Raw genomic sequence first — 12948 nt, forward strand, 5'->3', positions numbered from 1 at the left:
AACACACGGCAGCACACCCGAAAACAAGGAATTCTTAAACTGGGCGGTGGAGTTTTTGATGGCTAACCCTACACTATATAATCAAGCTTTCAAAGATTTATTAAATGGAGTATTTAACGAGTATTCACCAATTTACCTACCAACTAATTTTGATATCACCTACGATCAGGACTGGTACGATGCGGAAGACTCATTTGCATTAATAGGTAACGAACTTCAGCAACAAGGTTTAACAAAAACCGACCCCATTCCGGAAATGTACTACAAAAATGGTACTCCAATTGATATGAGACCGGCTACGCCTCGAAACGGATTAACTGCGAAGGGTGCCCCCAGAAGTCTAAATTATTTTTGGAAAGAATTGGCGAAAAAAAGACCGGAAATGTTTAATGAAGAAAACAGGAACCTACTTAAAGCAAACAAATCCCCCAAGGTTAACGAACAATGGATCAAATATAATCCAACTCATAAATCTTATATGGGTAATAAGCTTATTCATCATCATGATGAACAGGGTTTTATGGCTTATGCTATACCAGAAAAGGTACACCAAAAGTGGAGTTCAATTTTGCATCGATACAAATTAAATGGAAAAATTCCACGAATTGGGGGAACATTAATTTCATTATTAAACGTTATGCAGGTTTTCTCCACTATAATGGATGTTAACTCAGGTAACCCCGATGCTTGGATTAACTGGTTTGGCGGACATAATGAAATGGGGAAAATATATATAGACCCTATGAAAAATGTATATTGGGAAATTATGGATCAAACGATAACCAAAAATTCGTCAGGTATACCCATGAGGGCTATAGTACATTATTATGTATATGCCGATTATATTTGGGATAGCGACGAAAACCGGTACATGGGGATTAACAAATTAGCCGAATTTACCGAAGATCTTGATCTGAATAACAAAATATCGAAAGAAGTCATCAAAACCTGGATGTAACATCTTATGAAAGCAGAAACATTCGTAAAAGAAGTATTAGCACTAAAGCCAGACTTTAAAGATTTTGCTGGTTTAGAATATTCTATAAGTTTTATAGAATCACAAGTAAAAGAATTTGAAATTAATAAAATTTCAAATCATAAACACGAAAATGAGATTTTTAATCTTATTTTAAATTATGATGTTTCATCGTTATCGATAAATGATATCACTTTTGATTCAAAATATCAGGAAGATGAAGTATACTACTACGTAGGCCACGACGTAGGACCCGACCGGATAGTTATCAATAAGTTAAATGGCAACATTTCAGCTATTGAGCCCTTTTCAGGCAAACATATGTTCCATTGCGCGGAAAATGCTGAAAAGTTTTTTGATGCGCTGCTCGAGGTTATGAAATTTTCGAAAGAAAAAATGTTAAACGATTACAGTGAGGAGCAGAGAGACAGCCGTGCCGCAGAGGCAGCATACATTGCAGCTTTAAAAGCCGGTGGAGAAGAGTACGAAGATTATTATAGAGCGGTGCTTTGGTTAGAATAAAGAATTAATATTATATGAAAGCTAAAGAATTTGTCCAAGAAATCTTAGCACGAAAGCCTAATATTAAAGATTTTGAAGGTTTGGATCAGCCTACAAGTTATTCATATCGTCGTATTGAGGAATTTAAAGTCATTAAACTTTCAGATCAGCAATACGAAAATGAAATTTTCAATCTCATATTAAACTATGATATTACAAGTTTATCCGTTCATGCTATTTCTTTTGAATCTGAATATCAGGAAGACGACGAATATTATTACGTAGGCTACGATGTAGGTCCCGACCGGATAGTCATTAACAAATCAAATGGAAAAATTTCTGCTTTAGAGCCGTACTCTGGCAATTTGATATTTCACTGTGCCGAAAACGCTGAAAGTTTTTTTGATGCGCTGATTGAGGTTATGAAATTTTCGAAGGAAAAGATGCTGAATGATTACAGTGAGGAACAGAGGGACAATCGTGCTACTGAGGTTGCTTACATTGCAGGTTTGAAAGCCGGAGGAGAAGAATATGAGGAATATTACAGGGCAACATTAGGGGTTTAATGAATAATATCAACAACCTTATAAAAGATTTCTTTGAAGCCTATTTTAACGCATTCGATCTTAGGACAGTTTATACTGATACAGTCCCTAAAGAAATGATGGCAGGGCCAGTTAATGAGAATGGATATTTTCAATGGAAGCCACTAAAAGGAAATATACCTTATGAAAGTTACGTGAAGGTAATGAAAGAGTATGATGTTACTTTTCCAGAAAGTTTCATTGAATGGCACAAAATGTATTTTTTTTACGACGGCGATTGTTCTATAATAAGATTACCATATTCTATCCCAAACAAACCGTTATTTGAAGTCATTGAAAATCTTAATAATGACTTAGCCACTGAACTGATTGAAAATAGACTGTACCCATTTGCTGATGAGGGTAACGATGGCGGATTTTTAGTTTTTGACGGAAGAACACCCAAGGAAAATAATGAGTTCCCTATCAGATTTCAAGATCATGAATATAGTGTCTTAGAGGGCCTGAGCGAAGTGATATTTTCATCGTTTCCAAAAATGCTGGAATGCTTAACTCATTATCTTAAAGAAATTAAAACAAGAAAGGACTTTGAGGTTATACCGGACTTTTTTAAAATAGATCCTGAAGGCGCGGGGAAAACGGGGATAGATTACTGGCTGGGTTGGGTGAGTATGGGAAAATGGAATTTTGAGCATTTTGGGGAGTAAATAGGGTCTGGTGAATAAGTCTAATTCGTTATATATTTACAATTTGCCTTTGCGATACGCCTTTGCTGCAGTTTTGAATATTGTAGCAGGTAGGAGCCCCCGCTAACGCAAGTACCACACCCTTGTGATAAGCGTTAGATAAAGTCTGTTATTTAGTGTCCATTTATAACCAAACAAATGGTTAAGCCACAAGGGAGACCGTTGCGAAAGCGCAGGGCTAATATTGCTATACAAAAAAGGGACGCTGTAAACAACAGCATCCCTTTTTCACATTATATTTATAGAGTTTCTATTGATTAATAATAGTTTGTTTAAAGATCTCCCGGTAACTATTGCCGGTGTTATTAAACAGTTGAACGGATACATCGGCGGTTGTCCAGGTTTGGCCAGTCATTGCAGCGGCCATAGGTGCAAATGTGGTGGTATTAACCGTAGTTCCTTTATTATCCGCTGCTTTTATAATGGCGTTACCATAAGCTACTACATAATCGGTACTATCAACATTACGGTAAATATAACGGTCGATATAAACGTTTTGATAGTTTAAAAGCGTTGGCGGCAAGGTAAGTTCATAATACGGATCGGTTGGCGATACAGCTATTACTATCTTTACGCTGAAATTTCTATCGTTTAACAGAAGGTTGGTTTTCCAGCTATCGTTCAGCTTACCGTTTGGCCCAACCAAGCTACTGCTGGTGGCCGAGTTTATGGTTGATTGGTAACGGTACATTCGGGCACCCACATCTTTGGTGGGCATGGTGTACACCTTAATGTTCGACTGCCAGTTGCCTTGCGCCAAACCATCTAAGGGTATGGTATAAAAGCTTCCGGCCCTACTGCCCTTTTTGGTAAATGTACGACTGCCTGCATCAAAAAACACCGCCACAACCGAATCGGTTGTTGAAATATCCAGGCTGGTTTTAGGAAAAGTAACCAGTATCTGGTTAGTGTTGGCTACCGTATCGGCATTATCGGTTGTTTCTTCATTAGCTTTACGGCACGATGAAAAGGCTACGGCCATTCCAAATACATAAACAATAAGCTTAGCGGGAGTAAAAATCTTCATATCTACTAATTGTATCTAAAAACATGCCAATACAGCTTACAAATTTACATTTTGTATTTTACTGTATTACAATCTATTATAAAAAATGCACAACTACTGCGTTAGCGCATACTGCACCAGGTTAGCACCCATTTTCAAAGCCTTTTGCCGTACTTCAGGACTATCTCCGGCATAAGTACCCGCATCTTCCCATCCATTGCCCAAATCGCATTCCACATCGTAAAAACAAACCAGCCGGCCCTTATATATTAGTCCGTAACCTTGTGGGCGCTTACTATCGTGCTCGTGTATTTTGGGCAAGCCATTGGGGAAATCAAACTTCTGATGAAAAATGGGGTGATTAAGGGGCAATTCCACAAAGTTAAGTTCGGGGAAAACTTTCTTCATTTGAGGCCTGATAAACTTATCCAAACCATAATTATCACAAATGTGCAAAAAGCCACCGCCAGTTAAATACTTGCGCAGGTTACGCATATCCTGGTCGGAGAAAATCACATTACCATGCCCTGTCATAAAAACAAAGGGGTAATTAAATATTTCGGCGCTGCCTACCTCTACAGTTTCGTCATCGGGCTTAAAGTTGGTTTTAAGGTTTTGGTTGCAAAATTTAATAAGGTTAGGCAAAGCCGTACGGTCGCCATACCAATCGCCTCCACCGTTATATTTGAGCCGGGCCAGTGTGTAGGTAGGCACCTGCTGATAGCTGCACAGCAGCAAGCCGAGTATGCATAGGTATAGAGCTTTGTACTTCATCTGATATTCATTTGAAAGCTGTTGTAGTTATACTATTTTATTACGATGAGTGTAAAGAAGCAAGCTTGCATCCTAAACGCTTGCGGTTGCCACGCTATCGCTCGCAATGACATCTTAATTTAAGTTGTTCTTAAACCTGTTGCAACCCCGCTCCCCTAATCTTCTTACCTCGCCACCTTACCCTACCTGTTCAAAAAGTTCACCTCAAAGCACGCTTCCAGCGCGGCGGTTTCGGTGCGCAGGCGGCTTTCGCCTAAAGTTATGGGTTTGTAGCCGTTTTGCAAAGCTTCGGTAATTTCTTTTTCTGTAAAATCGCCTTCGGGACCAATCAGGATCAGGCATGTACTCTTTAACTGTAACTGTGAAACCAGGCTCATTTTATCTTCGCCCGGCAAACAATGGGCTATAAACTTCTGCCCTTCGTGGTATTGGCTTACCAACTTACTGAAAGGTTGCATACTGTTCAGCTGCGGATGGTAAGCCTTGATAGATTGCTTCACTGCCGAAGTCATGATCTTATCCAGGCGTTCTACCTTGGCATCCTTACGCTCGGAGCGCTGACACTGCATGAGCGAAACCTCATCGATACCTATTTCGGTAGCCTTTTCTAAAAACCACTCTAAACGCTCGATGTTTTTGGTTGGGGCAACAGCAATGTGCAGGTAATGGTTACGTTTGCCAAACTCGTGTTGCCGCCCGGTGATGGATAGCAGGGTTTTTTTGGGATGAGGGTCGATAATGCGGGCAGTGTAAAAACCACCACGACCGTCGACCAGGCTTATCGTATCGCCGTTTTGCAGGCGTAAAACGCGTATAGCGTGTTTGCTCTCTTCTTCGGTTAACGAATAATGGGTTGCGGCAGCGGCAATATCAGGGGTATAAAAAATTTGCATAAGCGGTTAGGCTTAGTGTAGGTCGGTCAGGTCTTCTTCGTTCAGCAACAGTTCCAGCTTAACCGATTCGATGTTCTGATCAGATTTCTTGAGCACGGTTATGTTGTACCCGTTAGATTCGCGCTGCTCGCCTACTTCAGGTATCTTACCAAAGATCTCACTCACCCAGCCCGATACGGTATCAAAGTCGCCATCTTCGGGCAAATCGTGCGGTAAATGACTGTTGACATCATAAATAGAGGCTACCGCATTAATAATATACTCGCGGTTATTAACTTTTTCAACAATTGGTTTTTCCTCGTCAAATTCGTCCTGTATCTCCCCTACTAATTCCTCTACAATATCTTCGAGGGTAACCATACCTGCGGTACCACCAAATTCATCCAGTACTATCGCTATCTGAATGCGTTTTTGCTGCAGTTCGGCCATCAGATCGTTGATCTTCTTGGTTTCGGGGATAAAATATGGTTTTCGGATAATGTCTTTTAGTTCAAACTCAGTTTTACGGGCCAGCAAGGGTAAAATATCTTTGGCATGTACAATACCTACTATTTTATCAATAGAGTCGTCGTACACCGGCATACGCGAGTAACCCTCTGTAATGAGACATTCCAGAAGCTCTGCTCTTTCAGTTAATATATTGATACCAGATATTTTGGTACGTGGAACCATAATGTTTTTTACCACCCGCTCATTGAAATCGAAAACGTTTTTAATGAGTTCGTGCTCGTTAGAATCGAGCGCACCGCTTTCCTTTCCTTGTTCCAGCAAGTACTGCAGTTCCTCCGAGCTATGATGCGCTTCTTCACCATGCACCGTATGTACACCAAACAGCTTGAGTATAAAATTGGCAAAGGAGTTCAACAGCCAAATAGCCGGCTGAAACACCACATAAAAAAAGCGTAAAGGTACGGATACGGCCATGGCCGTACGCACCGAACGCTGTATAGCCAGCGTTTTGGGCGCTAATTCACCAAAAACAATATGTAATACGGTAATGGTGGTAAAAGCTACGATATGACTAATAGTAACTGCCAAGCTCGAAGTAACCACCATACCAAAGAAAGACAATACGTTGAGCATCATCTTACTCACTACTTCTTCACCCGCCCAACCTAAGCCAAGCGAGGCAATGGTTATACCCAACTGCGTAGCAGCCAGGTAACCATCTAAATTATGCATAATACCCCGGGCCACTTTAGCCATACGGCTGCCGGCTTTAGCCTGAATTTCTATTTGCGAACCCCTAACCCGCACTATGGCAAATTCGGCGGCCACAAAAAACCCGTTCAGCAGAACCAGAAATATGGTTAGGAGAATATATAAACCGTTTATGTCTAAATCAGGGCCCATGTATTAATCTTGGTACTCGGGGAAAGTAGATTGGTATAACTCCATACTTTCTGTAATTACCTTAAGTGCATAAGGCTTACCCATTAAATGTTCAATGGTTACGTTCTTACCTTCCAGTTTCTTATAATCTTCAAAAAAGTTTCTGATCTCGATCATGGCATGCGGAGGTAATTCGTTTAAATCGTTAATGTAGTTAACCGACATGTCGTTTTTAGCAACTGCAATAATTTTATCATCCTGCTCTCCGCCATCAATCATGTGCATAACACCTATAACTTTAGCTTCAATTAACGACATTGGATATACATCCACAGAACATAACACCAATATATCTAACGGATCTTTGTCATCGCAGTAGGTTTGAGGAATAAATCCATAGTTAGCCGGATATATTACCGAAGAGAATAATACGCGGTCGAGTTTTAATAAACCCGAATCTTTATCTATTTCGTATTTAGCTTTTGATCCTTTAGGAATTTCAATAATGGCATTTACTACTTCAGGAACGTTATCGCCCGGAGATACCTGATGCCAGGGGTGTTGTGTACTCATGTAAGTTTGTATGAATATTTAATAAATTAATTTTAGTCAATTTTGTTTGTTGCCTTTTCCCTTTTTAAAAAGGCTATAACTAAAGGTATGCTTGTTACTACAATTAAAGCAATTACAATGTACTGTAAATAATCTTTAAGTCCCGGATATTTTCTTCCTAAAAAATATCCTGATAATGTTAGTATGGTAACCCATGCCACACTTCCTACAAAATTATATAAAGTAAACTTTTTTAAATCTACTTTTACAATACCTGCAAAGATAGGGGCAAAAGTTCTGATTATTGGAAAAAATCTGCCTAATATGAGTGCCATGCCGCCATGCTTGGCGTAAAACACTTCGGCCATTACTATATAACGCTTTTTAAAAAAGAAAGATTCTTTACGGGTATCCATGAAGGGCCCCGTACGATAGCCAAACCAGTAGCCTGTGTAATTGCCTAAAACGCCAGCCGCTATTAATGATGCAACCAGGGTATAAATCGGCACGTTTAATATACCTGTAGCACAAAGCAATCCTGCCATAAACAACAGGTAATCCCCCGGCAAAAAAAAACCGAAAAACAAACCGGTTTCAGCGTAAACAACAACCAGCAATAAGTAAAATCCTCCTTTACCAATTATGGATTGCGCATCCGTTAGGTTTTGCAGGTATTCCCAGATGTTTTCCATTTACAATATTTGTAAAACTACAAATCTTTTTATAATAATTTGTAGCACCATACCTTCTAAATAAGGTTTGATATCAACGCGGGAAAGATACCGATAATTAAGGTTGCAAGCGCCGAAAAGCCCAATACCACTTTAAAATAGCCGGGCACGTTTAATTCGTCGTGTTCAGCATCACGGAAGTACATGGCTATAATAACCCGGAAATAGTAGAAGATGCTGATAATTGCGTTGACTACCGCAATAGCAACCAACCAAACCTGAAAACGGGCCATAGCCCCGGTAAACATTAAAAATTTACCCATAAAACCTGCCGTAAGCGGGATACCTGCTAACGAAAGCATAGCAATAGTGAGCACCACGGCCAGGAAAGGGTTGCGCTTACCCAAGCCATTAAAGCTCTCGAAGTTATCGCTGCCCAGTTGCTGCTGCACTAATATCAACACACCAAAGGCGATGATGGAAGCAATAGAATAAGCGGTAGCATAGATGAAGATAGCATTGCCTGAAAACGAGCTCAAAGCTACAATAGCGAACATTAAGTAACCAGCGTGTGATATACTGGAGAAAGCCAGCATGCGTTTAAAGCTATGTTGGTACAGTGCAGTTAAGTTACCTACAAATAAAGTAAGAACAGTAATCACCAATAGGGTCGGCATCCAGAAATCGGCCAATGGGGCAAAGCTTGCTGAGAACAGGCGCAGGAAAGCCGCGAAACCAGCCGTTTTAACTACGGTAGACATGAACGCAGTGATCAATGTAGGCGAACCTTCATAAACATCAGGAGTCCAAAAGTGGAAAGGAGCCGCTCCTACTTTAAAACACAGACCGATGATCATTAAGATAATACCGGTATGAAAAAGTGGATCGATACCCCGTGGATGCGCAATTGCCCAATTACGGATAGCTTCTAACTGGAAAGAACCGGTAGCACCATAAATTAGCGTGATACCAAATAGTAAAAACCCTGTAGAGAATGCCCCCATCAAAAAGTATTTTAAAGAGGCTTCATTTGAGGCAAAGCTCTTTTTATCGATACCGGCCAGGATATATAAACTTACCGACATAATTTCGATACCCACGAACAGCATGGTTAAGTTGTAATAAGATACCATGACGATGATACCCGCCAGCGAAAACAAGATAATAGCAAAATATTCGGCAACGTTATTACTGATCCGTTCAAAATATCCCTTCGATAGCATCAGGATTAATAGTGTAGAGACAATGGCCGTACCCGAAAAGGCCACCGAAAAATTATCGAACAGCATCATATTATGGTAAATAGGTACGGCGCCGTTGTTCCATTGTAGTACAGCCGAACCCAGTGCCAGTAACAGACCTGCAATAGTAACAGGCAGCAGTAAGTTATGTGCTTTATACAAGCCCAGGTACAGCAGCACAATTGCTAATATCGCTATGATAATTAATGTGGTCATATTGTATATAATATTCTTATTTCAAAACAGCCGGTTGCTCAGCCGTAAGATATTTTTATTTATGTAATAATGCAGTGGTGATCTTGACGTTCACCATGTTCATTAAATTGGTTACCGCAGCTTCCGAAAGGTGTAGTACCGGTTGCGGATAAACACCTATGATAATGATAAATGCGCAGATAATACCCAAAATCAATTTCTCATTTAATGTAATATCGGTAAATAAAGCGGTTAAAGCATTAGTTTCGCCCTGCATTATATTCTTGTAAACGCGCAGCATATATACGGCACCTAAAATAATGGTTAAGCCCGATACGATAGCCATCCACATATTATAACGATAAACACCGTTTAGCAATAAAAACTCACCAATAAAACCGTTGGTTAACGGTAGCGCTACCGATCCTAATACAATAATTAAAAACATAATTGAAAACTGAGGGGCAACTTTGGCTATACCACCCAATTCGCTGATGTTGCGGGTTTTTAACTGGCGTTGTATAATATCCCAAATAAAGAATAAGCCCACTACTTCCAAGCCATGGTTCAGCATCTGTATCATGGCGCCTTGCAAACCTTGTATGTTCCAGGCTAATACACCGGCGGCTATTAAGCCTACGTGTGCAATGGAGGAATAAGCAATTAAACGCTTGCCATCAGTTTGCCTGAAGGCGATAATGGAAGCATAAACTATACCTACAATAGCCAGCCAAAGCGGGTTGTTTTGCCATTCGTAAAAACCAATAGGTGTAATAGGGATCATCCAGCGTATGGCACCGTAAATACCCATTTTCAGCATAATACCCGATAGCAGCATGGTACCTGCGGCAGGTGCTTCGGTATAAGTATCGGGTTGCCAGGTATGCAACGGAAATATAGGCATCTTGATAGCGAAAGCCAACAGGAAAGCACCGAACACCCACGATTGTTGTAGTGGCGTTAGTTTTAGTTCGTAAAAATTAAACAGGTCGAAAGTACGGTCGGGTGTTTGCAGGTACAGATAAATAATAGCCATGAGCATAAACAACGATCCGGCAAATGTATAGATGAAAAATTTAAGCGTAACCTTTACCCGGTTCTCGCCGCCCCACATACCGCATATAAAGTAAATAGGGATTAAGGCAACTTCCCATCCTACATAAAACAAAAACCCATCGAGCGCGGTAAATACCAGCAGCAACCCAAATTGCATAAACAAAATGAGGGCATAAAATACCGAGGCGTTTTTATATTCATGTTTAAATGTAGTAACAATAATCATAGGTACCAGTAACACCGATAGTATGACCGGAATAATGTTAATACCATCGATAGCCGCAGTAAAATAGATGCCCATTTTGGGAATCCAAGGGTATTGAGCCACAAATTGTAAGCTGGCATCGGCCTTGTACTGGGTTAAAAAATAGATGCCCAAAGCCAGTTCGGCCAGCGAAAAGAACAGGGCTACATTTTTTACAGCATCGCCTTTAATAAATAAAAGCACCAGGGCTGCCAGTAAGGGTAAAAAAAGTAAAATACTAACCGTCATTGTATGTGCAGTAAACGCTTAACTTAAATCTTAATTAAACTATATATGAGTATGGCAATAACGCCTATTACCATCATAAACAAATAAAAACCTACGTTACCGGTTTGTAGCAGGCGTAAACCTTTACCAGCCTCCATAGGGCCTTGTCCTAACCCGTTCACTATGCCGTCAATACCCTTCTTATCCACTACTTTGTAGAAGAAAACAGAAAGGCCGTCTAAAGGCTTGCGGATAATGGTATCGTAGATTTCATCGATATAAAACTTATTGAAAGACAACTTTACCAAAGCCGGACGCTCGGCATCATCGGCCACCGGTACATCAGCTTGTTTAATGTATTTAATGTAAGCATAAATCAAGGCTATTATAGCGCCACCAACCGATACTGCCATCAGCACAAGCTCGGTATTAATAGCGATAAACATTTTACCGGTACGTGCTGCCGATGGGTTTAATACCGGCTCCAGCCAATGCTCCAACCAATGGTGACCGCCCAAGGCGTGAGGCACACCCATAAAACCGCCAATGGTAGACAAGATAGCCAGTACAATTAAAGGAATGGTCATGCTTGGAGGCGATTCGTGTAAATGGTGTTCCTGCTCGTGCGTACCGCGGAAACTTCCCCAGAAAGTAAGAAACATTAAGCGGAACATATAAAACGAAGTGAACATGGCACCCAGCACACCAAATATATATAATACCGGGCTGTGCATATAGGTATGCGCCAAAATTTCGTCTTTAGAAAAGAAACCCGCAAACGGTGGAATACCCGAAATAGCCAGTGTACCTATAAGCATGGTAATAAACGTAATGGGCAATTTGCCTTTTAGTCCGCCCATATTGCGCATGTTCTGTTCGCCGCTTACCGCGTGAATAACCGAACCTGCACCCAGGAATAACAAGGCCTTGAAAAAAGCATGTGTTAACACGTGGAAGAACGAACCGGTATAAGCGCCAACACCTAATCCTAAAAACATGTAACCCAATTGGGATACGGTAGAATATGCTAACACCTTTTTAATATCGGTTTGTGTTAAGGCAATTAGTGCTGCTAAAATTATGGTGACTACTCCTATAACGGCAATTACACTTTGTGTAACCGGTGCCAGGGTAAACAGAATATTAGAGCGGGCTATCATATAAATACCCGCCGTAACCATGGTAGCCGCATGTATTAAAGCAGATACTGGGGTTGGACCGGCCATGGCATCGGGTAACCAGGTAAACAATGGAATTTGGGCCGATTTACCGGTAGCTCCAACAAACAGTAGCAGGGTAATTAATAGTATGGTTTTATCACCAGTATGCATACCGGCCGCTTTGGTAAACACATCAGCATAAGTAATACTACCAAATGTTTTCATGATGATAAACACCGCAATCAGGAAACCTAAGTCGCCAATACGGTTCATAACAAATGCTTTTTTAGCAGCATCGGCATAGCTTGGGTTGGTAAACCAAAAGCCGATCAACAGGTACGAGCAAAGCCCTACACCTTCCCAGCCTATAAACATGATGATGTAGTTGCTACCCATAACCAGCAGCAGCATGAAAAACACGAACAGGTTTAAATAAGCGAAAAACTTACCGAAACCGGCATCGTGGCTCATGTAACCTATAGAATACAAGTGGATCAGAAACCCTATACCGGTGATGATGAGCAGCATGATAGAGCTCAATTGATCGACCAGGAACGAGAAAGGTACATGCAGATCGCCAACCTTTATCCAATCGAACAGGGTAACGTTGATTGGTGCGCCGGTTGCTTTAACCTGTAAAAAAGCGCCAACACTTAAAGCAAATGATAACAAAACCATTAAACTGGCCAAGGCACCAATTATAGATTTAGGTAAGGAATTGCGGCCTAATCCGTTAATCACAAAGCCAGCCAGAGGCAGCAAAGGAATAAGCCATATATATTTATCCATATGTGTGTGTTTTGGTTGCGGGGGTTTGGGTTTCCGGGT

General features: G+C 40.7%; 13 protein-coding genes. 4 read left to right on the forward strand and 9 right to left on the reverse strand.

Features of this window, described 5'->3' with window-relative positions; all coding sequences use genetic code 11:
* From ACFQ3S_RS05485 to ACFQ3S_RS05500, 4 genes are all read left to right on the forward strand, one after another.
* A partial coding sequence (locus ACFQ3S_RS05485) for a hypothetical protein (RefSeq protein ID WP_377162060.1) occupies nt 1-958 on the forward strand: 958 nt, incomplete at its 5' end.
* Nucleotides 959-964: 6 nt separating this feature from the next.
* Complete coding sequence (locus tag ACFQ3S_RS05490; RefSeq protein ID WP_377162063.1) at nt 965-1498, forward strand: hypothetical protein; 534 nt, start codon at nt 965-967, stop codon at nt 1496-1498.
* 14 nt (nt 1499-1512) lie between these two features.
* Nucleotides 1513-2043, forward strand: a complete 531-nt coding sequence (locus tag ACFQ3S_RS05495) for a hypothetical protein (protein WP_377162066.1) — start codon at nt 1513-1515, stop codon at nt 2041-2043.
* A complete protein-coding gene (locus tag ACFQ3S_RS05500) occupies nt 2043-2729 on the forward strand; it encodes a hypothetical protein (RefSeq protein ID WP_377162068.1) in 687 nt (228 codons plus the stop codon). Before ACFQ3S_RS05495 ends, ACFQ3S_RS05500 begins: the two co-directional genes overlap by 1 nt.
* A 289-nt stretch (nt 2730-3018) precedes the next feature.
* Here the strand turns inward: ACFQ3S_RS05500 and ACFQ3S_RS05505 are convergent, their stop codons facing one another.
* The 9 genes from ACFQ3S_RS05505 to nuoL all read right to left on the reverse strand — a co-directional run bounded on the left by ACFQ3S_RS05505 (nt 3019) and on the right by nuoL (nt 12909).
* The gene (locus ACFQ3S_RS05505; RefSeq protein ID WP_377162071.1) at nt 3019-3795 is read right to left on the reverse strand and encodes a hypothetical protein; all 777 of its coding nucleotides are present in this window, start codon (nt 3793-3795) and stop codon (nt 3019-3021) included.
* Nucleotides 3796-3888: 93 nt separating this feature from the next.
* Nucleotides 3889-4548 carry a DUF4159 domain-containing protein gene (locus ACFQ3S_RS05510; RefSeq protein WP_377162074.1) on the reverse strand — a complete coding sequence of 220 codons (660 nt, stop codon included), beginning with the start codon at nt 4546-4548 and terminating at the stop codon, nt 3889-3891.
* Between the two features lie 182 nt (nt 4549-4730).
* Entirely contained in the window at nt 4731-5441 is a 711-nt protein-coding gene (locus ACFQ3S_RS05515) for a 16S rRNA (uracil(1498)-N(3))-methyltransferase (protein ID WP_377162077.1), read from the reverse strand.
* Between the two features lie 12 nt (nt 5442-5453).
* Nucleotides 5454-6794 (reverse strand): hemolysin family protein, encoded by a 1341-nt coding sequence (locus ACFQ3S_RS05520; RefSeq protein WP_377162080.1) that lies wholly within the window; start codon nt 6792-6794, stop codon nt 5454-5456.
* Between the two features lie 3 nt (nt 6795-6797).
* Nucleotides 6798-7346 carry an inorganic diphosphatase gene (locus ACFQ3S_RS05525; protein WP_377162083.1) on the reverse strand — a complete coding sequence of 183 codons (549 nt, stop codon included), beginning with the start codon at nt 7344-7346 and terminating at the stop codon, nt 6798-6800.
* A 32-nt stretch (nt 7347-7378) separates the two neighbouring features.
* On the reverse strand, nt 7379-8017 hold the full coding sequence (locus tag ACFQ3S_RS05530) for a DedA family protein (RefSeq protein WP_377162086.1): 639 nt from the start codon (nt 8015-8017) through the stop codon (nt 7379-7381).
* 56 nt (nt 8018-8073) lie between these two features.
* Complete coding sequence (locus ACFQ3S_RS05535) at nt 8074-9453, reverse strand: NADH-quinone oxidoreductase subunit N (protein ID WP_377162089.1); 1380 nt, start codon at nt 9451-9453, stop codon at nt 8074-8076.
* 55 nt (nt 9454-9508) lie between these two features.
* Nucleotides 9509-10981 carry a complex I subunit 4 family protein gene (locus ACFQ3S_RS05540; RefSeq protein WP_377162092.1) on the reverse strand — a complete coding sequence of 491 codons (1473 nt, stop codon included), beginning with the start codon at nt 10979-10981 and terminating at the stop codon, nt 9509-9511.
* 23 nt (nt 10982-11004) lie between these two features.
* Nucleotides 11005-12909 (reverse strand): NADH-quinone oxidoreductase subunit L, encoded by a 1905-nt coding sequence (nuoL, locus tag ACFQ3S_RS05545; protein WP_377162095.1) that lies wholly within the window; start codon nt 12907-12909, stop codon nt 11005-11007.
* Nucleotides 12910-12948: the final 39 nt, after the last annotated feature.

Source organism: Mucilaginibacter terrae, assembly GCF_042679325.1.
Taxonomy (GTDB): domain Bacteria; phylum Bacteroidota; class Bacteroidia; order Sphingobacteriales; family Sphingobacteriaceae; genus Mucilaginibacter; species Mucilaginibacter terrae.